This is a genomic window from Ramlibacter sp. PS4R-6, from assembly GCF_037572775.1.
Taxonomy (GTDB): Bacteria; Pseudomonadota; Gammaproteobacteria; order Burkholderiales; family Burkholderiaceae_C; genus Ramlibacter.
Genome location: NZ_JBBHKA010000001.1, coordinates 1,009,164 through 1,026,325, shown reverse-complemented (window position 1 = coordinate 1,026,325; position 17,162 = coordinate 1,009,164). Strand labels below are relative to the sequence as shown.

Below are 17,162 nucleotides of genomic sequence, written 5' to 3'. Positions count from 1 at the left end.
CCGCGCGTCGTCCTACATCGGCGCGCGCGCGGCTGCGCCACAGTGCCCCGCAGGAGACACGGCACGCATGGACCTGCAGCAACCCACCTCGACCTGGGACGGCCGCGAAAGGCGACGCGCCACCGACCGCACCTTCCTCGCCCAGCAGCTGCCGCGCAAGACGGTCGCCATGGTGCTGGCGGGCGGGCGCGGCTCGCGCCTGCACGACCTGACCGACCGGCGCGCCAAGCCCGGCGTCTACTTCGGCGGCAAGTTCCGCATCATCGATTTCGTCCTGTCCAACTGCGTCAACTCGGGCATCCGGCGCATCGGCGTGCTCACGCAGTACAAGTCGCACTCGCTCTTGCGCCACCTGCAGCGCGGCTGGAACTTCCTGCGCGGCGAGGCCAACGAGTTCATCGACCTGCTGCCCGCGCAGCAGCGCGTGGACGAATCGATGTGGTACCGCGGCACGTCGGACGCGATCTACCAGAGCATCGACATCATCAAGTCCTACGAGCCCGAGTACATCCTGGTGCTGGCCGGCGACCACATCTACAAGATGGACTACTCCCTCATGCTGCTGGACCACGTGACCAGCGGCAGCCGCTGCACCGTCGGCTGCGTCGAGGTGCCGCGCATGGAAGGCACCGCGCTGGGCGTGATGGCGATCGACGACCGGCGCCGGATCACGGCCTTCCTCGAGAAGCCCCAGGACCCGCCCGGCATGCCCGGCAAGCCCGACCGCGCGCTGGGCAGCATGGGCATCTACGCCTTCGATGCCGACTACCTGTACCACCTGCTCGAGGAAGACGCGGCCGACGCGGCGTCCGAGCACGACTTCGGCAAGAACGTGATCCCGCGCGTGGTGCGCGAAGGCGGCGCGCTGGCGCACCCGCTCGCGATGTCGAGCGTGCCCTACAACCAGCCCTACGAGCCGTACTGGCGCGACGTCGGCACCATCGACGCCTTCTGGTCCGCCAACCTGGACCTCGCGTCGAACATCCCGACGCTGAACCTCTACGACCGCGACTGGCCGATCTGGACCTACCAGGAGCAGCTGCCGCCGGCGAAGTTCGTGCCGGACGAGACCGGACGCCACGGCGTGACGGCCAACGTGATCATCTCCGGCGGCTGCGTCGTCGAAGGCTCGGACATCACGGAGTCGGTGCTGTTCTCCAGCGTGCGCGTGCACTCGTGCTGCACGATCCGGCAGGCGGTGATCATGCCGGGCTGCCAGATCGGGCGCGGCGCGCGCCTGTCGAAGGTGGTGATCGACCGCGGCTGCACGATCCCCGACGGGCTGGTGGTCGGCGAGGACGGCGACGAGGACGCGCGGCGCTTCCACCGCAGCGACACCGGCGTCGTCCTGATCACCAAGGAAATGCTGGGGACGGTCTAGGGCCGGCCTACTCGCCGTCCCAGTAGTCGAGCGCCTGCGCGGGGCGCGTCAGGTGCCGCACGCGCGCGTCGCCCTCGCCGAACGCGCCGATCTTGCCCGAGTCGGGGTATTCGCAGACCTCCGCCGGCATCATGGTGCTCACGGAGATGTACGCGAGGTCTTCGCCCGAGTCGTTGACGATCTGGTGCGCCGTCTCCGGGCCGCCGGTGGGACAGCAGATGAAGTCGCCCGCGCGGATCTTGCGCGTCTCGGTGCCGTAGCGCAGCAGGCCGCTGCCGCGCACGATGAAGAACATCTCCTCCTCGGCGCGGTGGCTGTGGAAGGGGCAGCCGGCCTTGCCGGGCGGCAGCACGTCGTAGGAGTAGCCCAGGTCCTTCGCGCCGACCCTGGGGCCGATGCGCGCGGCGCGGGTTTCGAACTTGTCGCCGTGCTTCAGGACTTCCAGCTTCAGTTCGTCGATGTTGACGACGCGGTCGTTGATGGCCATGGATGTTCTCCTCGAGGCCGGATGATCGCGCAAATGAAAACGCCTCCTTGTCAGGAGGCGTTGTTTTGGCTTGCCCCAAACAAACGAGGCCCCAAAGGGCCTCGTTGAAAGTGGTTGCGCGGGCAAGATTTGAACTTGCGACCTTTGGGTTATGAGCCCAACGAGCTACCAGACTGCTCCACCGCGCGTCAGAACTGTGAATTATACGGTCAGGAAGAGGCCTGCTCGCCCGTGTTGTCATTCTCCTGCGGCTCGGGACGGTCCACGAGCTCGACGAGCGCCATCGGCGCGTTGTCGCCGACGCGGAAGCCCATCTTCAGGATGCGCGTGTAGCCGCCCGGGCGCGCCTTGTAGCGCGGGCCCAGCTCGTCGAACAGCTTCGTGACGTTGTCGCGGTTGCGCAGGCGATCGAAGGCCAGGCGCTTGTTGGCGAGCGTCGGCTCCTTGCCGAGCGTGAGCATCGGCTCGACGACACGGCGCAGTTCCTTCGCCTTCGGCACGGTGGTCTTGATCACCTCGTGCTCGATCAGCGAGTTCATCATGTTGCGCAGCATCGCGAGGCGGTGCTCGCTGGTGCGGTTCAGTTTACGGAGTCCGTGTCCGTGGCGCATGGTGTGTTCCTTTCCTTATCTAAAAGCCAGCCGTATCAGGTACTGGCAGTTCACCATCGATCGATTAACGCTTGTCCAGACCCGCGGGCGGCCACGACTCGAGCTTCATGCCGAGCGTGAGGCCGCGCGAGGCCAGGACTTCCTTGATTTCGTTGAGCGACTTGCGGCCCAGGTTCGGGGTCTTGAGCAACTCGTTCTCGGTGCGCTGGATCAGGTCACCGATGTAGTAGATGTTCTCGGCCTTCAGGCAGTTGGCCGAACGCACCGTCAGCTCGAGCTCGTCGACCGGGCGCAGCAGGATCGGGTCGAACTGCTGCGAGCTGCGCTGCACCGGCTGGTCGAAGGCGGCGAGTTCGCTGCCCTCGAGCTGCGCGAACACCGCGAGCTGTTCGACGAGGATCTTGGCGGAAGCGCGCACGGCGTCTTCGGCCGTGATCGCGCCGTTGGTTTCGATTTCGACAACCAGCTTGTCCAGGTCGGTGCGCTGCTCGACACGGGCGCTTTCGACCGTGTAGCTCACGCGCTTGACCGGCGAGAACGAGGCGTCGAGGACGATGCGGCCAATGGACTTGGTCGGCTCGTCGGCGTAGCGGCGCATCGTACCCGGCACGTAGCCGCGGCCCTTCTCGACCTTGATCTGCATGTCGATCTTGCCGCCTTGCGACAGGTGGGCGATGACATGGTCGGGGTTGATGATCTCGACGTCGTGCGGCGTCTGGATGTCGGCGGCTGTGACGACGCCTTCGCCGTCCTTGCGCAGCGACAGGGTGACCTCATCGCGGTTGTGGAGCTTGAACACCACGCCCTTGAGGTTCAGCAGGATCGACACGACGTCTTCCTGGACGCCGTCGATCGACGAGTACTCGTGCAGCACGCCAGCGATCGTCACCTCGGTGGCTGCGTAACCCACCATCGACGACAGCAGCACGCGGCGCAGCGCGTTGCCGAGCGTGTGGCCGTAGCCGCGCTCGAAGGGCTCCAGCGTGACCTTGGCGCGGTTCACGCCGAGCTGCTCGACGTTGATGGACTTGGGTTTCAGCAGGTTCGTTTGCATTCAGGACTTCCTCTCAATACCCCCGGCTCGTTACACCGGTAAGGCTGGTGAAGCGCCCCGCGCGCGGTGCCCCACGCGCAGGGAACGGGAAACTTCGAACTTGGGGCCGCTTGTGGCGGCCACAAGGCTGCGCCTTAGCGCGAATACAGTTCGACGATCAGCGATTCGTTGATGTCGGCGCCGAATTCGTCGCGGTCCGGCACCTTCTTGAACGTGCCTTCCGCCTTGTCGGCATTGACGTCCACCCAGCCGGGGATGCCGACCTGCTGGGCCAGCTGCAGCGCTTCGACCACGCGGTTCTGCTTCTTGGACTTTTCGCGCACCGCCACCACGTCGCCGGCCTTGACCTGGTACGACGGGATGTTCACGGCCTGGCCGTTCACGGTGATGGCCTTGTGCGACACCAGCTGGCGCGCTTCGGCGCGCGTGGAGGCGAAGCCCATGCGGTACACGACGTTGTCCAGGCGCGTCTCCAGGATGGTCAGCAGGTGCGTGCCCGAGTTGCCCTTGCGGCGCGAGGCTTCCTCGAAGTAGCGGCGGAACTGGCGCTCCAGCACGCCGTACATGCGCTTGACCTTCTGCTTCTCGCGCAGCTGCAGGCCGAAGTCGGACGTGCGCTGGCCGGAGGTGCGGCCGTGCTGGCCGGGCTTGGAATCGAACTTCGCCTTGTCGCTGATGGAGCGGCGGGCGCTCTTCAGGAACAGGTCGGTGCCTTCACGGCGAGAGAGTTTGGCCTTGGGGCCGAGGTAACGTGCCACTTTCTTTCCTTTGCTGTCTATCTTCCCCGGCCTTCTTGCCGGGGGAGCCGCCTAGCGCATGCACTCGGGCGGCGGTGGGCTTGGTTGAGGTCGATCTTTAGATGCGACGACGCTTCTGCGGGCGGCAGCCGTTGTGCGGGACCGGCGTCACGTCGCTGATCGACGTGATGCGGATGCCCAGCGCGGCGAGCGCACGCACCGACGACTCGCGACCCGGGCCGGGGCCCTTGATCTCGACGTCGAGGTTCTTGATGCCCTGCTCCATGGCGGCGCGGCCGGCCTGCTCCGACGCGACCTGCGCGGCGAAGGGCGTGGACTTGCGCGAACCCTTGAAGCCCTGGCCGCCGGACGAAGCCCACGAGAGGGCGTTGCCCTGGCGGTCGGTGATCGTGATGATCGTGTTGTTGAAGGACGCGTGCACGTGGCAGACGCCGTCGGACACGTTCTTGCGGACCTTCTTGCGCACACGCTGCGCGGCGTTGGAGACGGGAGGCTTGGCCATTGTCTTTAACTCACTCTCTTATTTCTTCAGCGACTGCGCGGCGCGGCGCGGGCCCTTGCGGGTGCGGGCGTTGGTGCGCGTGCGCTGGCCACGGACCGGCAGGCCGCGGCGGTGACGGAAGCCGCGGTAGCAGCCGATGTCCATCAGGCGCTTGATGGCCATCGTGTTCTCGCGGCGCAGGTCGCCCTCGATCGTGAAGCGCGCGATCGCGTCGCGGATCTTCTCGAGGTCGCTGTCCGACAGGTCCTTGACCTTCTTCGAGTAGGCGATGCCCGTCGCCTCGCAGATTTCGCGGGCGCGCGAGCGGCCAATGCCGAAGATCGCCGTCAGGCCGATTTCGGCGTGCTGGTGCGGCGGGATGTTGATACCGGCGATACGTGCCATGTCTATCTATCCTCTAAAAACTCAATCAGCCTTGGCGCTGCTTGTGGCGCGGATCCGTGCAGATCACGCGGACGATGCCCTTGCGGCGGATGATCTTGCAGTTGCGGCAGATCTTCTTGACGGAAGCCGAAACTCTCATGTTCGTTTCTCCTAACTCTCTCGTTCGCCTTACTTGGCGCGGAAAACAATTCGTGCCCGCGACAGGTCGTAGGGCGTCAATTCAACGGTGACCTTGTCACCCGGAAGGATCCGGATGTAGTGCATCCGCATCTTTCCCGAAATATGTCCGAGCACGATGTGCCCGTTTTCCAGCTTCACGCGAAACGTCGCGTTCGGCAGGTTCTCGACCACTTCACCCTGCATCTGGATGACATCGTCTTTCGCCATGTCAACCGCCCAGGGACGTCTTGAAATTTGCTTTCTTCAATAGCGATTCGTACTGCTGGCTCATCAGGTAGTTCTGCACCTGCGCCATGAAGTCCATCGTCACCACGACGATGATCAGCAGGGACGTTCCGCCGAAGTAGAAAGGCACGTTGTATTTCAGGATCAGGAACTCCGGCAGCAGGCAGACGAACGTGATGTACACGGCGCCGGCGAGCGTGAGGCGGACCAGGATCTTGTCGATGTAGCGCGCGGTCTGCTCGCCCGGGCGGATGCCCGGGATGAACGCACCGCTCTTCTTCAGGTTGTCGGCGGTCTCGCGGCTGTTGAACACGAGCGCCGTGTAGAAGAAGCAGAAGAACACGATCGCGCTGGCGTACAGCATGACGTAGATCGGCTGGCCCGGCGTCAGCGACGCCGCGATGTCCTTGAGCCAGCGCAGGCTGTCGCCCGTGGCGAACCAGCTCACCACCGTGGTGGGCAGCAGGATGATCGACGACGCGAAGATCGGCGGGATCACGCCGGCCATGTTCAGCTTCAGCGGCAGGTGCGACGACTGGCCGCCGTAGACCTTGTTGCCCACCTGGCGCCGCGCGTAGTTGACCAATATCTTGCGCTGGCCGCGCTCGACGAACACCACGAACCACGTCACCAGGGCGACCAGCGCCACGATGAAGATCGCCACCAGGATGCTCATCGCACCGGTGCGCACCAGCTCCAGCAGGCCGCCGATCGCGTTGGGCAGGCCCGCGGCGATGCCGGCGAAGATCAGGATCGAGATGCCGTTGCCCAGCCCGCGCTCGGTGATCTGCTCGCCCAGCCACATCAGGAACATCGTGCCGGCCGTCAGGCTCACCATTGCCGTCAGGCGGAAGCCGAAGCCGGGGTTGTTCACCAGGCCGGCGGAGCCTTCCAGCGCGAGGGCGATGCCCATCGACTGGAACAGCGCCAGGCCCAGCGTGCCGTAACGCGTGTACTGCGTGATCTTGCGGCGGCCGGCTTCGCCCTCTTTCTTCAGCTGCTCGAACGCAGGCACCACGTACGTGAGCAGCTGCATGATGATCGAGGCCGAGATGTAGGGCATGATGCCCAGCGCGAAGACGGTGAAGCGCGACAGCGCGCCGCCGGAGAACATGTTGAACAGCGACAGGATCCCGCCCTGCTGGCCCTTGAACAGCTGCGCGAGCTGGTCGGGGTTGATGCCGGGCACGGGAATGTGCGCGCCGATGCGGTAGACGATCAGCGCGAGCAAAAGGAAGACCAGACGGCGACGCAGGTCGCCGTACTTGCCGGTCTTCGCGATTTGTGCAGCGCTAGTTGCCACGACTTCCTTCGGTCACTTCTGTCTTGTTCGGCCGTTACTCGGCGATCGTGCCGCCGGCTGCCTCGATGGCTGCCTTGGCGCCCGCGGTGGCAAGGATGCCCTTGAGCGCGACCTTCTTGGTCAGCTCGCCGGACTTGATCACCTTGACGTTCTTCACCAGCTCGCCGACGAGGCCGGCTTGCTTGAGCGTCAGCAGGTCGACTTCCGCCGCGCCGAGGCGCTCGAGCGCCGCCAGCGTGATCTCACCGTTGAACTTGGCCGACTGCGACTTGAAGCCGCGCTTGGGCAGGCGGCGCTGCAGCGGCATCTGGCCGCCTTCGAAGCCGACCTTGTGGAAGCCGCCGGAGCGGGACTTCTGGCCCTTGTGGCCGCGACCGGCCGTCTTGCCCAGGCCCGAGCCGATGCCGCGGCCGACGCGGCGGCGGTCCTTGCGCGAGCCCTGCGCGGGCTTGAGGTTGTTCAGTTCCATGATCAGAGCACCTTCACCAGGTAATCGATCTTGTTGATCATCCCGCGCACGGCGGGGGTGTCCTGCAGCTCGCTCACGCTATTGAGCTTGCGCAGGCCGAGGCCGCGCACGGTGGCGCGGTGGTCCGCCTTGCAGCCGATCGGGCTGCGCACCAGCTGGACCTTCACGGTGGCTTGTTGTTGCTTGGTGGCCATCTCTGTTGCTCCGATCAGGCGAAGATCTCTTCGACCGACTTGCCGCGCTTGGCCGCCACTTCCGACGGGGTCGTGGAGTTCTTCAGCGCGTCGAACGTGGCGCGGACCATGTTGTAGGGGTTCGTGGAACCGTGGCTCTTGGCCACGATGTCCGTGATGCCCATGACTTCGAAGACCGCTCGCATCGGGCCGCCGGCGATGATGCCCGTGCCCTTGGGGGCGGGCGACATCATCACGCGGGCCGCGCCGTGCTGGCCGAACACCGTGTGGTGCAGCGAGCCGTTCTTGAGCGACACCTTGGTCATGTTGCGGCGGGCTTCTTCCATCGCCTTCTGCACGGCGGCGGGCACTTCCTTGGACTTGCCCTTGCCCATGCCGACGCGGCCGTCGCCGTCGCCGACCACGGTGAGCGCGGCGAAGCCGAGGATGCGGCCGCCCTTCACCACCTTGGTCACGCGGTTGACCGCGATCATCTTCTCGCGCAGGCCGTCTTCGGGACCGTCACCCTGCGTCTTGGCTTGAACTCGTGCCATGTTGCGAATCCTTTAGAACTGGAGGCCGGCGGCGCGCGCGGCATCGGCCAGCGCCTTGACGCGGCCGTGGTACGCGAAACCCGCGCGGTCGAAGGCAACCTTCTCGACGCCGGCGGCCTTGGCGCGCTCGGCGATCAGCTTGCCGACCTGCTCGGCCGCTGCCTTGTTGGCGCCCTTGCCCGCGCCGCCCAGCGACTTGCGCAGGTCGGCTTGCGAGGTGGAGGCGGAGGCCAGCACCTTCGAGCCGTCCTCGGAGATCACCTGCGCGTAGATGTGCAGGTTCGTGCGGTTGACCGTCAGGCGGGCCACACCCTGCGTCGCGATGCGGATGCGGGTCTGGCGCGCGCGGCGCTGACGTTGCTCTTTCTTGTTCAACATCGTCATCGCTCCTTATTTCTTCTTCGTTTCCTTGAGCGTGATCTTCTCGTCCGCGTAGCGGATGCCCTTGCCCTTGTAGGGCTCGGGCGGGCGCACGGCGCGGATCTCCGCGGCGAGCTGGCCGACGCGCTGGCGGTCGGCCCCCTTGATCACGATCTCGGTGGGAACCGGCGTGGCCACCGTGATGCCCTTGGGCATCTCGACGTTCACCGGGTGCGAATAGCCGACGGTGAGCGCGAGCTTCGCGCCCTGGGCCTGGGCCTTGTAGCCCACGCCGACCAGCGTCAGCTTCTTCTCGAAGCCCTTGGTCACGCCCAGCACCATGTTGTTCACCAGCTGGCGCATGGTGCCGCTCATGGCGTTGGCTTCGCGCGATTCGTTGGCCGGCTCGAACGACAGCTTGCCGTCCTTGCTCGACACCTTGACCAGCGCGTTCTGCGCGAGGGCCAGCTGGCCGCCGGCGCCCTTGACGCTGATCTGGTCGTCCTTGACCTGCACGTCGACGCCCTGGGGGACGGCGACCGGCATTTTTCCGATGCGGGACATTTCCGTTCCTTCCTTAGGCGACGTAGCAGAGGACTTCGCCGCCGACGCCGGTAGCGCGCGCCTTGCGGTCGGTCATCACACCCTGCGGCGTGGTCACGATCGCAACGCCCAGGCCGTTCTGCACCTGGGGAATGTCGTTGCGGCCCTTGTAGATGCGCAGGCCGGGACGGCTCACGCGCTCGATGCGCTCGATGACCGGGCGGCCGGCGTAGTACTTGAGCGAGATTTCGAGTTCGCTCTTGTTGCCGTCCTTCTTGACCTGGAAACCGTCGATGTAGCCCTCGTCCTTCAGGACCTGGGCGATCGCGACCTTGATGTTCGAAGCCGGCACGCTCACGGTGGCCTTGGCCACCATCTGGGCGTTGCGGATGCGGGTCAGCAGGTCGGCAATGGGATCACTCATGCTCATGGAATCTCTCCTCGCCTTACCAGCTGGCCTTGATCACGCCGGGGATGTCGCCCGAGAAGGCCATCTCGCGGATCTTGTTGCGGGCCAGCCCGAACTGGCGGAACGTGCCGCGCGGGCGGCCCGTGATGCCGCAGCGGTTGCGCTGGCGGGTGGGGTTTGCGTTGCGGGGCAGCTTCTGGAGCGCCAGGCGCGCGGCGGCGCGCTCCTCGTCGCTCTTCTTCGCATCGCCGGCAGTCGCCTTCAGGTCCGCGTATTTCTTCGCGTACTTGGCAGCGAGCTTGTCGCGCTTGAGTTCACGTTGGATCAAAGCAGTCTTAGCCACGATGCGCCCTTATTGCTTGAACGGGAAACGGAAGCCCGCGAGGAGGGCCTTGCACTCCTCGTCGTTCTTGGCCGTGGTGGTGATCGAGATGTTCAGGCCGCGGATGGCGTCGACCTTGTCGTACTCGATTTCCGGGAAGATGATCTGTTCCTTGACGCCGATGTTGTAGTTGCCACGGCCGTCGAACGCGCGGGCGGAGATGCCGCGGAAGTCGCGCACGCGCGGCAGGGCCACGGTGACGAAACGGTCCAGGAACTCCCACATGTGCTGGCCGCGCAGCGTGACCATCGTGCCGATGGCCTGGCCTTCGCGGATCTTGAAGCCGGCGATGGCCTTCTTGGCCTTGGTCACGACGGGCTTCTGGCCGGCGATCTTGGTCAGGTCGCCCACGGCGTGCTCCATGACCTTCTTGTCGGCGACGGCCTCGCTCACGCCCATGTTCAGCGTGATCTTCGTCAGGCGCGGCACCTGCATCGGCGACTTGTAGCCGAACTTCTTGGTCAGCTCGGGCACGACCTTGTCGCGGTAGTGCTGCTGCAGGCGCGCCGGGCCGGCGGGCTTGCTCGCTTGCTCTTGCGCTTGCTCTTTCTTTGCCATGGTCATGCCACCTTGATGTCGTCGCCGTTGGACTTGAACACGCGCTTGCGCGTGCCGTCCTTCTCGAGCTGGATGCCGACGCGGTCGGCCTTGCCCGTGGCGGGGTTGAAGATCGCCACGTTCGACTGGTGGATGGGCATGGCCTTCTCCACGATGCCGCCGGTGGTGCCCTTCATGGGATTCGGCTTGGTGTGCTTCTTGACGAGGTTGATGCCCTCGACGACGACGCGCTCGTCGTCCTTGCGCAGGACCACCTTGCCGCGCTTGCCCTTGTCGCGGCCCGCGATCACGATGACTTCGTCGCCCTTGCGGATCTTGTTCATGTTCCGGGCTCCTTAGAGGACTTCGGGAGCGAGCGACACGATCTTCATGAAGCGCTCGGTACGCAGTTCACGCGTCACGGGCCCGAAGATGCGGGTGCCGATGGGCTCCAGCTTGTTGTTGAGCAGGACGGCGGCGTTGCCGTCGAACTTGATCAGCGAGCCATCCGCGCGGCGGATGCCCTTGGCGGTGCGGACCACCACGGCGCTGTAGACCTCGCCCTTCTTGACGCGGCCGCGCGGCGCAGCTTCCTTGATGCTGACCTTGATGATGTCGCCGACGCTGGCGTAGCGACGCTTGGAACCACCGAGCACCTTGATGCAAAGAACGGACTTCGCACCCGTGTTGTCGGCGACTTCGAGCCGAGATTCAGTCTGGATCATTTCAAATATTCCCAACTTGCACCCGAAGCCCTTGCGGGTGGATCGGATCAGTCTTGGGCCCGCCGTCATCGCCTTTGCAGGGCGAATCCGTCTGGGGCAGAAAGCACAAAAGGCCTTACGGCCTAATGCACGGAGCCCGCGATTATTGCAGAACGCGGATGGGGTGTCAAACGGGTCCTACAAGCCGGGGAGCTCAAGGTACCCTTTGGCGAGCGCCTGGAACTCGGCCGTGCGGGGATCGGCCCCCGTTTCCTCGCGCAGGATCTCCCCGGCGGTGGGCGCCAGGGAGGCCGCCAGCCGGGCATCGAGGAACAGCAGGCGCGACCGCCGGGCCAGCACGTCCTCGACCGTCCGCGCGAACTCGTGGCGGGCCGCGAACCGCACCATGCCCTCCGTCAGGCCGGGGGCGAGCTCGCGCCGGGCGCCGGGCATTTCCAGCACCTCGCCGGCCTCGCTGCCATATGTATGCAGGCCCTGTGGCTCGCAGATCGGCGGGACGTCGGCCCCCGGCAAGGGCGCGCCGATCAATCTCAAGTTGGTGGTCACTCCCGCCGAAGTCCTTGCCAGGAGGCCCTTGCTCATGCACTTGGCCAGTACGTCCTCGGCCATGGCGCGGTAGGTGGTCCACTTGCCCCCCGTCACCGTCACCAGGCCGGCCCGGCTGACGAGCACCGTGTGTTCCCGGCTCAGGGCCTTGGTGTCCTCGCCGTCCTCCCCCTGGGGCTTGACCAGGGGACGCAGCCCGACCCAGACGCTGCGGATGTCCTCGCGCTTCGGCGGCCGGGCCAGGTAGCGGCCCGCCTCCGACAGGATGAACGCCAGTTCCTGCGCGAAGGGCTGGGGCTCGCGCGGCAGGTCGTGGCGCGGCGTGTCGGTCGTGCCCAGGATGACCTTCCCGAGCCACGGCACCCCGAACAGCACCCGCCCGTCGGCGGTCTTGGGAACCATCAGGGCGTGGCGGCCGGGCAGGAACTCGCGGTCGACGACGACGTGCACGCCCTGGCTGGGCGCGACCATGGGCCGCACCGGCCGGTGGATGGCCTCGCCGTCCTGCTGGCGGAATTCGTCGACCCACACGCCCGCAGCGTTGATCACGCAGGACGCGCGCACCGCGAAGGTCCGGCCGCTTTCCTGGTCGCGGCATTCGAAACCGGCCACCTTGCCGCCCTCGTGGTGCAGGCGCGTCGCGGCGCAGTAGTTCACCAGCAGCGCCCCGCGCGTCGCCGCGGTGCGCGCCAGCGCCACCGCCAGCCGCGCGTCGTCGAACTGGCCATCCCAGTACTTGATGCCGCCCTTGAGGCCCTGCGAGCGCGCGGTGGGCAGCAGGTGCAGGACCTCGGCGGGCCGCATCATGATTTCGGTCGCGCCCAGGCCGGCCTTGCCGGCGAGCAGGTCGTAGGCCTTCAGGCCCGCCGAATACAAGGCCATGTCGGCGTAGCTGTAAGCCGGCACGACGAAGGCCAGCGGCTGCGCGATGTGCGGCGCATTGGCCAGCAGCGTCGTGCGTTCGTGCAGGGCCTCCCGCACCAGCGCGATGTTGCCCTGCGCCAGGTAGCGCACGCCGCCGTGCACGAGCTTGGTGGCGCGCGAGGACGTGCCCTTGGCGAAATCGTGCGACTCGACCAGCACGACCGAATAGCCGCGCGCCGCGGCGTCCAGCGCCACGCCCAGGCCCGTCGCGCCGCCGCCGATGATCGCGATGTCCCACCGCCGGTCCCGGCCCAGTTCCTTCAGCAATCCGGTGCGATCCATCCGCGCATTCTGCGCGAGCCGAAGCTAGACTCGGCTCATGGGTTCCAGCAATGCGCAGCGCTGCATCGCCTTCATCGGCGGCGGCAACATGGCCGGCGCCATCATCGGCGGGCTGGTGCGCCGGGGCATGGCCGCTGCGGACATCGAGGTCGTCGAGCCTTTCGCGCAAGCGCGCGAGAAGCTGCGCGCCGACCACGGCGTCGCGGCGAAGGAAAGCGCGACCGACGCGCTGGGCCGCGCGGGCCTCGTGCTGTGGGCCGTCAAGCCGCAGACCTTCCACGACGCCGCGCTCGCGGCCGGGCCCATCACGCGTGGCGCCCTGCACCTGAGTGTCGCCGCGGGCATCCGTTCGGATTCCATCGCGAAGTGGATAGGCACCGAGCGCATCGTGCGCGCCATGCCCAACACGCCGGCGCTCGTGGGCCAGGGCATGACCGCCTTGTTCGCGCGGCCTGCCGTGGCCGCGCAGGACAAGCAGTGGGTCGAGGACGTCATCGCGACCACCGGCGAATTCCTCTGGGTCGGCGCGGAACAGGACCTCGACGCCGTCACCGCCCTTTCCGGCTCGGGGCCCGCCTATGTCTTCTTCTACCTCGAGGCCATGACGCAGGCCGGCGTCGAGATGGGCCTGCCGCGCGAGCAGGCGTACCGGCTGGCGGTGGGCACATTCGCCGGAGCTTCGGCGCTGGCCAAGGCCTCCGACGAGCCGCCCGAGGTGCTGCGCCAGCGCGTCACATCCAAGGGCGGCACCACCTACGCCGCGATCACGTCGATGGAACAGGACGACATGAAGGCGCGCTTCGTGAAGGCGCTGCACGCCGCGCGCCGGCGTGCGCAAGAGCTCGGCGACGAATTCGCCGCATAGAAACAGGGTCGCCGCGATGAACCTTCGCCCCATTGCCTACGTGCTGGCCGCCACCAACCACGGCACCATGATCGTGAACCGCAACGACCACTACGAGCCGCGGCCCGACGCCACCCTTGGCGTCGGCGCGCAGCTGCTGTGGAATTCCGCCTTCGACCCCGAGGAGGTGGAACTGGCGCTGGGGCTCCTGGGCCTTCGCAGGGCGAACTTCGGTGACGGCGTCGTGGCCATCGACGGCGGCGCCAACGTCGGCGTGCACACGATCGAGTGGGCCCGGCACATGCACGGCTGGGGCCGGGTGATCGCGTTCGAGGCGCAGGAACCTGTCTTCTACGCGCTCGCGGGCAACGTCGCCCTGAACAATTGCTGGAATGCCACGGCGCGCTGGTGCGCCCTGGGGGAGGCCGAGGGCTTCATCGACGTGCCCGAGCCGGATTACCTGCGTCCCGGCACGTTCGGCAGCCTGGAACTGCGGCGGCGCGAGCGCACGCAATTCATCGGCCAGGACGTCTCCTACGATCCCGAGGACTGCGTGAAGACGCCGATGGTCAGCATCGATTCGCTGGCGCTGGAGCGGCTGGACTTCATCAAGCTCGACGTCGAGGGCATGGAGGTGGACGTCCTGCGCGGTGCCGCCGCAACGCTGGCGCGCTGCAAGCCGATCGTGCTGGCCGAGATGATCAAGGCGGACCGCAAGGACCTCATCGCCTGCCTGGAAGATGCGGGCTACGAGGTGATCACCGAAGGCCTGGACATCAACCTCATGGCCTTCCATCGCAGCGACCCGTCACGCCGGCAGATTCACCGCGTCGAATAGCCCAGCACGACACCGGCAAACACCGTGAAGCCCAGCCAGTGGTTGAGGCGGAAGGCCTTGAAGCAGCCCTCGCGCGAGCGGTCGCGGATCAAGGTGTAGTGCCACACCGCCTGCGCGGCGGCCGCGAAGAGCGCGAGCGCCAGCGCCAGCGCAGGGATGCGGGGCGCGAGCGCGGCGCCCCACACCAGCAAGTAGAGCGCATAGGACAGCATCACCACCGCGACATCGGCGCGGCCCAGCGTGATCGCCGAGGTCTTCATGCCGATGCGCAGGTCGTCGTCGCGGTCGACCATCGCGTACTCGGTGTCGTAAGCCAGCACCCAGAACAGGTTGCCCAGGAGCAGCACCCACGCCACCAGCGGCACGCGCGACTGCACCGCCGCGAAAGCCATCGGGATGCCGAAGCTGAAGGCCACGCCCAGCACCGCCTGCGGCATGGTCACGAAGCGCTTGGCGAAAGGGTAGGCCAGCGCGATCGCCAGCGCGGCGAAGGACCACGCGATCGCGGTCTCGTTCGTCGTCAGCACCAGGCCGAATGCCAGCAACGCCAGCAACGCGCCCAGGAGCAGCGCCTCCTTCACCGACACCGCGCCGCGCGTGACCGGCCGCTGGGCCGTGCGCTTGACGTGGCGGTCGAAGTCGCGGTCGGCCACGTCGTTCACGCAGCAGCCGGCGCTGCGCATCAGGATCGTGCCCAGCGTGAACACCGCCAGCAGGTGCCAGCCCGGAAAGCCGTGCGACGCGATCCACAGCGCCGACAGCGTGGGCCATAGCAGCAGCAGCCAGCCCGCCGGGCGGTCCCAGCGGACGAGGTCCAGGTAGAGGGCGAGCTTGTCGCGGATCACAGGCCGAGCTTGCACAAGTCCAGCTTGCCGCCGCGCATCGGCGGGCACCAGTAGTACGAGCCGTTGACGGGCTTGCTGATGCGGAACATCGCATCGACGATGCCGTCGTCGTGGCCGGCCATGCGCCGCATCTGCGCCTCGAACGCGGCGAAGGACTTGCCGAAGGCGACGAACTGCAACCCCGCCTGCATGTTCATCAGCCACGGCATCGAGCGGCGCAGCACGAAGGCTTCGGGCTCGAAGCTTTCCTGCGCCGTGCGCTTCACGTGCGCCCATTCGGGGGCATCGTCCAGCTCCTCGTTGGTGGCGCGGTCGCGGCCGAAGTGGTGGTTGGCGAGCTCGTCGGTCAATTGCTCGAAGGCGTCGAGGTCGTGCAGCCACTGCTGCACGGCGACGAAGCTCGAGCCGTCTGGCGCGAAGGCCGCTTCGAGCGCGGCCTCGCCCTCCGGGTTCTCGGTTCCGTCCTCGTAGCCCGTGATGTCGCGCCCGTGCGTGCCGCTCCACGAATGGCGGAAGGCATCGACCACGTGGCGCACCGCGAACACGGGCGCCAGCGCCTTCTGGACCTTGCGCGTGGCATGCAGCAGGTCGCCGAGGTCCTCGCCACGAATCCAGCACCACAGCGTGCCCGGCGTGGCCGGGACCTTCACGCCCTCGCGCGAGAAGTCCGGGAACTCGTGCAGCCCGTCGACGCGCGCGCCCAGCGCCGCGACGAGGGAAGGCCCCAGGCCCACGACCACGTCGCTGCCGTTGGCCAGCGGCGACAAGCGGGTGAGGGCCTCCTTGATCGCGGGTGCGCTCGCGCCCCCTTCGGCGATGACGAAGTTCACGTAGCGTGCGACGGGAGGCACCGCCTCGAGGATGCCGGGTTGGAACAGCGTGTCGGTCATGGTCAGGACAGTCGTTTGACGCCGGGCAGCTCGCACGCGTAGATCGCGTTGCGCAGCGCCGCGATCGCCTCGTAGCGCGTGAAGCTGCGGCGCCAGGCGAGCACGACGCGCCGCGTGGGCGGGTCGCCATCGAAAGGGATGTACTTGACGAAGGCCTGATCGTCCTTGCGGCGCTTGGGCTTGGGGTCCAGCGCGTCCTTCGGCACCGACAGCCGCGGCACCAGCGTGACGCCCATGCCCGCGGCCACCATGTGCTTGATGGTCTCCAGGGACGAGCCTTCGAAACTCTTGCGGATGCCCTCGGCGTCGCTGGAAAAGCGCGCGAACTCCGGGCACACCTCCAGCACGTGGTCGCGGAAGCAGTGGCCCGTGCCCAACAGGAGCATGGTCTCGGCTTTCAGCTCCTCGGCCGTCACGGTGCTGCGCGCGGCCAGCGCGTGGTTGCTGGGCACCGCCGCCATGAAGGGCTCGTCGTACAGCTGCGCGATGGCCAGGCCGGTGTCGGGGAAGGGCTCGGCCATGACGGCGCAGTCGATCTCGCCGGTGCGCAGCATCTCCAGCAGCTTCACCGTGAAGTTCTCCTGCAGCATGAGCGGCATCTGCGGCGTGCGCGCGATGGCCTGGCGCACGAGGTCGGGCAGCAGGTAGGGGCCGATGGTGTAGATCACGCCCAGGCGCAGCGGGCCGGCCAGCGGGTCCTTGCCGCGCTTGGCGATCTCCTTGATCGAGGCGGCCTGCTCCAGAACGCTCTGCGCCTGGCGCACGATCTCCTCGCCCAGCGGCGTCACCGTGACCTCGTTGGCGCTGCGCTCGAACAGCTTCACTTCGAGCTCATCCTCGAGCTTCTTGATCGCCACCGACAGCGTGGGCTGCGACACGAAGCAGGCTTCGGCGGCCTTGCCGAAATGCTTTTCCCGCGCGACCGCCACGATGTATTTGAGCTCGGTCAGCGTCAT

Annotated in this window: 26 protein-coding genes and 1 tRNA gene; 3 read left to right on the top strand and 24 right to left on the bottom strand. The window is 66.9% G+C overall.

What is annotated here, in order from left to right; all coding sequences use genetic code 11:
• Window positions 1-67: 67 nt before the first annotated feature.
• Complete coding sequence (glgC, locus tag WG903_RS04975) at window positions 68-1,381, top strand: glucose-1-phosphate adenylyltransferase (protein ID WP_340073116.1); 1,314 nt, start codon at window positions 68-70, stop codon at window positions 1,379-1,381.
• 7 nt (window positions 1,382-1,388) lie between these two features.
• On the opposite strand, the gene WG903_RS04970 is transcribed toward glgC, so the two are convergent.
• From WG903_RS04970 to WG903_RS04870, 21 genes are all read right to left on the bottom strand, one after another.
• The gene (locus WG903_RS04970; RefSeq protein WP_340073115.1) at window positions 1,389-1,868 is read right to left on the bottom strand and encodes a cupin domain-containing protein; all 480 of its coding nucleotides are present in this window, start codon (window positions 1,866-1,868) and stop codon (window positions 1,389-1,391) included.
• Between the two features lie 111 nt (window positions 1,869-1,979).
• Window positions 1,980-2,056, bottom strand: a tRNA-Met gene (locus tag WG903_RS04965).
• A gap of 21 nt (window positions 2,057-2,077) precedes the next feature.
• Window positions 2,078-2,479, bottom strand: a complete 402-nt coding sequence (gene rplQ, locus WG903_RS04960) for a 50S ribosomal protein L17 (RefSeq protein ID WP_340073114.1) — start codon at window positions 2,477-2,479, stop codon at window positions 2,078-2,080.
• A gap of 64 nt (window positions 2,480-2,543) precedes the next feature.
• Complete coding sequence (locus WG903_RS04955) at window positions 2,544-3,533, bottom strand: DNA-directed RNA polymerase subunit alpha (RefSeq protein WP_340073113.1); 990 nt, start codon at window positions 3,531-3,533, stop codon at window positions 2,544-2,546.
• A gap of 134 nt (window positions 3,534-3,667) precedes the next feature.
• Window positions 3,668-4,291 (bottom strand): 30S ribosomal protein S4, encoded by a 624-nt coding sequence (gene rpsD / locus WG903_RS04950; protein WP_340073112.1) that lies wholly within the window; start codon window positions 4,289-4,291, stop codon window positions 3,668-3,670.
• A 97-nt stretch (window positions 4,292-4,388) separates the two neighbouring features.
• Window positions 4,389-4,793 (bottom strand): 30S ribosomal protein S11, encoded by a 405-nt coding sequence (gene rpsK / locus WG903_RS04945; protein WP_340073111.1) that lies wholly within the window; start codon window positions 4,791-4,793, stop codon window positions 4,389-4,391.
• 18 nt (window positions 4,794-4,811) lie between these two features.
• The gene (gene rpsM / locus WG903_RS04940) at window positions 4,812-5,177 is read right to left on the bottom strand and encodes a 30S ribosomal protein S13 (RefSeq protein WP_340073110.1); all 366 of its coding nucleotides are present in this window, start codon (window positions 5,175-5,177) and stop codon (window positions 4,812-4,814) included.
• Window positions 5,178-5,202: 25 nt separating this feature from the next.
• A complete protein-coding gene (gene rpmJ, locus WG903_RS04935; RefSeq protein WP_141508387.1) occupies window positions 5,203-5,316 on the bottom strand; it encodes a 50S ribosomal protein L36 in 114 nt (37 codons plus the stop codon).
• A 29-nt stretch (window positions 5,317-5,345) separates the two neighbouring features.
• A complete protein-coding gene (gene infA / locus WG903_RS04930) occupies window positions 5,346-5,564 on the bottom strand; it encodes a translation initiation factor IF-1 (RefSeq protein ID WP_198969230.1) in 219 nt (72 codons plus the stop codon).
• A gap of 1 nt (window position 5,565) precedes the next feature.
• Window positions 5,566-6,885 carry a preprotein translocase subunit SecY gene (gene secY / locus WG903_RS04925; RefSeq protein ID WP_340073109.1) on the bottom strand — a complete coding sequence of 440 codons (1,320 nt, stop codon included), beginning with the start codon at window positions 6,883-6,885 and terminating at the stop codon, window positions 5,566-5,568.
• Window positions 6,886-6,919: 34 nt separating this feature from the next.
• Window positions 6,920-7,354: a 50S ribosomal protein L15 gene (gene rplO, locus WG903_RS04920; RefSeq protein ID WP_340073108.1), complete on the bottom strand. Its 435-nt coding sequence runs from the start codon at window positions 7,352-7,354 to the stop codon at window positions 6,920-6,922.
• Between the two features lie 2 nt (window positions 7,355-7,356).
• Window positions 7,357-7,548 carry a 50S ribosomal protein L30 gene (rpmD, locus tag WG903_RS04915; RefSeq protein ID WP_340073107.1) on the bottom strand — a complete coding sequence of 64 codons (192 nt, stop codon included), beginning with the start codon at window positions 7,546-7,548 and terminating at the stop codon, window positions 7,357-7,359.
• Window positions 7,549-7,562: 14 nt separating this feature from the next.
• On the bottom strand, window positions 7,563-8,081 hold the full coding sequence (rpsE, locus tag WG903_RS04910) for a 30S ribosomal protein S5 (RefSeq protein WP_340073106.1): 519 nt from the start codon (window positions 8,079-8,081) through the stop codon (window positions 7,563-7,565).
• 12 nt (window positions 8,082-8,093) lie between these two features.
• Window positions 8,094-8,459, bottom strand: coding sequence for a 50S ribosomal protein L18 (rplR, locus tag WG903_RS04905; protein ID WP_340073105.1), 366 nt, complete (start codon window positions 8,457-8,459; stop codon window positions 8,094-8,096).
• A gap of 12 nt (window positions 8,460-8,471) precedes the next feature.
• Window positions 8,472-9,005 (bottom strand): 50S ribosomal protein L6, encoded by a 534-nt coding sequence (gene rplF, locus WG903_RS04900; protein ID WP_340073104.1) that lies wholly within the window; start codon window positions 9,003-9,005, stop codon window positions 8,472-8,474.
• Window positions 9,006-9,018: 13 nt separating this feature from the next.
• Window positions 9,019-9,414: a 30S ribosomal protein S8 gene (gene rpsH / locus WG903_RS04895; RefSeq protein ID WP_340073103.1), complete on the bottom strand. Its 396-nt coding sequence runs from the start codon at window positions 9,412-9,414 to the stop codon at window positions 9,019-9,021.
• 16 nt (window positions 9,415-9,430) lie between these two features.
• Window positions 9,431-9,736, bottom strand: a complete 306-nt coding sequence (gene rpsN, locus WG903_RS04890) for a 30S ribosomal protein S14 (RefSeq protein WP_340073102.1) — start codon at window positions 9,734-9,736, stop codon at window positions 9,431-9,433.
• A gap of 9 nt (window positions 9,737-9,745) precedes the next feature.
• Window positions 9,746-10,333, bottom strand: a complete 588-nt coding sequence (rplE, locus tag WG903_RS04885) for a 50S ribosomal protein L5 (protein ID WP_340073101.1) — start codon at window positions 10,331-10,333, stop codon at window positions 9,746-9,748.
• Window positions 10,334-10,335: 2 nt separating this feature from the next.
• Entirely contained in the window at window positions 10,336-10,656 is a 321-nt protein-coding gene (gene rplX / locus WG903_RS04880; protein WP_340073100.1) for a 50S ribosomal protein L24, read from the bottom strand.
• A 12-nt stretch (window positions 10,657-10,668) separates the two neighbouring features.
• Window positions 10,669-11,037 (bottom strand): 50S ribosomal protein L14, encoded by a 369-nt coding sequence (gene rplN / locus WG903_RS04875; RefSeq protein WP_340073099.1) that lies wholly within the window; start codon window positions 11,035-11,037, stop codon window positions 10,669-10,671.
• Between the two features lie 177 nt (window positions 11,038-11,214).
• On the bottom strand, window positions 11,215-12,789 hold the full coding sequence (locus WG903_RS04870) for a glycerol-3-phosphate dehydrogenase/oxidase (RefSeq protein WP_340073098.1): 1,575 nt from the start codon (window positions 12,787-12,789) through the stop codon (window positions 11,215-11,217).
• A gap of 37 nt (window positions 12,790-12,826) precedes the next feature.
• Here WG903_RS04870 and proC point away from each other — a divergent pair, with 37 nt between their 5' ends.
• Together proC and WG903_RS04860 are read left to right on the top strand one after the other, a co-directional pair.
• Window positions 12,827-13,654: a pyrroline-5-carboxylate reductase gene (proC, locus tag WG903_RS04865; protein WP_340073097.1), complete on the top strand. Its 828-nt coding sequence runs from the start codon at window positions 12,827-12,829 to the stop codon at window positions 13,652-13,654.
• A 16-nt stretch (window positions 13,655-13,670) separates the two neighbouring features.
• Window positions 13,671-14,471 (top strand): FkbM family methyltransferase, encoded by an 801-nt coding sequence (locus WG903_RS04860; protein ID WP_340073096.1) that lies wholly within the window; start codon window positions 13,671-13,673, stop codon window positions 14,469-14,471.
• Here WG903_RS04860 and ubiA read toward each other — a convergent pair.
• From ubiA to WG903_RS04845, 3 genes are read right to left on the bottom strand one after another with little or no spacing between them, the layout of a single operon-like run.
• On the bottom strand, window positions 14,456-15,316 hold the full coding sequence (gene ubiA / locus WG903_RS04855; protein ID WP_340073095.1) for a 4-hydroxybenzoate octaprenyltransferase: 861 nt from the start codon (window positions 15,314-15,316) through the stop codon (window positions 14,456-14,458). The genes WG903_RS04860 and ubiA overlap by 16 nt on opposite strands.
• Window positions 15,313-16,206, bottom strand: coding sequence for a Dyp-type peroxidase (locus tag WG903_RS04850; RefSeq protein WP_340073094.1), 894 nt, complete (start codon window positions 16,204-16,206; stop codon window positions 15,313-15,315). Before WG903_RS04850 ends, ubiA begins: the two co-directional genes overlap by 4 nt.
• A gap of 2 nt (window positions 16,207-16,208) precedes the next feature.
• Window positions 16,209-17,162 (bottom strand): LysR substrate-binding domain-containing protein, encoded by a 954-nt coding sequence (locus tag WG903_RS04845; RefSeq protein WP_340073093.1) that lies wholly within the window; start codon window positions 17,160-17,162, stop codon window positions 16,209-16,211.

What these genes read in the sequence shown, in the direction of transcription:
- rpmD (WP_340073107.1), bottom strand. Translation starts at nt 7,548, where the DNA reads ATGGCCACCAAGCAACAACAAGCCACCGTGAAGGTCCAGCTGGTGCGC.
- rpsE (WP_340073106.1), bottom strand. Translation starts at nt 8,081, where the DNA reads ATGGCACGAGTTCAAGCCAAGACGCAGGGTGACGGTCCCGAAGACGGC.
- WG903_RS04860 (WP_340073096.1), top strand. Translation starts at nt 13,671, where the DNA reads ATGAACCTTCGCCCCATTGCCTACGTGCTGGCCGCCACCAACCACGGC.
- rpsM (WP_340073110.1), bottom strand. Translation starts at nt 5,177, where the DNA reads ATGGCACGTATCGCCGGTATCAACATCCCGCCGCACCAGCACGCCGAA.
- rpsK (WP_340073111.1), bottom strand. Translation starts at nt 4,793, where the DNA reads ATGGCCAAGCCTCCCGTCTCCAACGCCGCGCAGCGTGTGCGCAAGAAG.
- WG903_RS04850 (WP_340073094.1), bottom strand. Translation starts at nt 16,206, where the DNA reads ATGACCGACACGCTGTTCCAACCCGGCATCCTCGAGGCGGTGCCTCCC.
- rpmJ (WP_141508387.1), bottom strand. Translation starts at nt 5,316, where the DNA reads ATGAGAGTTTCGGCTTCCGTCAAGAAGATCTGCCGCAACTGCAAGATC.
- WG903_RS04955 (WP_340073113.1), bottom strand. Translation starts at nt 3,533, where the DNA reads ATGCAAACGAACCTGCTGAAACCCAAGTCCATCAACGTCGAGCAGCTC.
- rplF (WP_340073104.1), bottom strand. Translation starts at nt 9,005, where the DNA reads ATGTCCCGCATCGGAAAAATGCCGGTCGCCGTCCCCCAGGGCGTCGAC.
- rplX (WP_340073100.1), bottom strand. Translation starts at nt 10,656, where the DNA reads ATGAACAAGATCCGCAAGGGCGACGAAGTCATCGTGATCGCGGGCCGC.
- rpsH (WP_340073103.1), bottom strand. Translation starts at nt 9,414, where the DNA reads ATGAGCATGAGTGATCCCATTGCCGACCTGCTGACCCGCATCCGCAAC.
- WG903_RS04845 (WP_340073093.1), bottom strand. Translation starts at nt 17,162, where the DNA reads ATGACGCTGACCGAGCTCAAATACATCGTGGCGGTCGCGCGGGAAAAG.
- proC (WP_340073097.1), top strand. Translation starts at nt 12,827, where the DNA reads ATGGGTTCCAGCAATGCGCAGCGCTGCATCGCCTTCATCGGCGGCGGC.
- rplN (WP_340073099.1), bottom strand. Translation starts at nt 11,037, where the DNA reads ATGATCCAGACTGAATCTCGGCTCGAAGTCGCCGACAACACGGGTGCG.
- rplR (WP_340073105.1), bottom strand. Translation starts at nt 8,459, where the DNA reads ATGTTGAACAAGAAAGAGCAACGTCAGCGCCGCGCGCGCCAGACCCGC.
- rplO (WP_340073108.1), bottom strand. Translation starts at nt 7,354, where the DNA reads ATGGAACTGAACAACCTCAAGCCCGCGCAGGGCTCGCGCAAGGACCGC.
- rplE (WP_340073101.1), bottom strand. Translation starts at nt 10,333, where the DNA reads ATGGCAAAGAAAGAGCAAGCGCAAGAGCAAGCGAGCAAGCCCGCCGGC.
- WG903_RS04970 (WP_340073115.1), bottom strand. Translation starts at nt 1,868, where the DNA reads ATGGCCATCAACGACCGCGTCGTCAACATCGACGAACTGAAGCTGGAA.
- infA (WP_198969230.1), bottom strand. Translation starts at nt 5,564, where the DNA reads ATGGCGAAAGACGATGTCATCCAGATGCAGGGTGAAGTGGTCGAGAAC.
- WG903_RS04870 (WP_340073098.1), bottom strand. Translation starts at nt 12,789, where the DNA reads ATGGATCGCACCGGATTGCTGAAGGAACTGGGCCGGGACCGGCGGTGG.
- glgC (WP_340073116.1), top strand. Translation starts at nt 68, where the DNA reads ATGGACCTGCAGCAACCCACCTCGACCTGGGACGGCCGCGAAAGGCGA.
- rplQ (WP_340073114.1), bottom strand. Translation starts at nt 2,479, where the DNA reads ATGCGCCACGGACACGGACTCCGTAAACTGAACCGCACCAGCGAGCAC.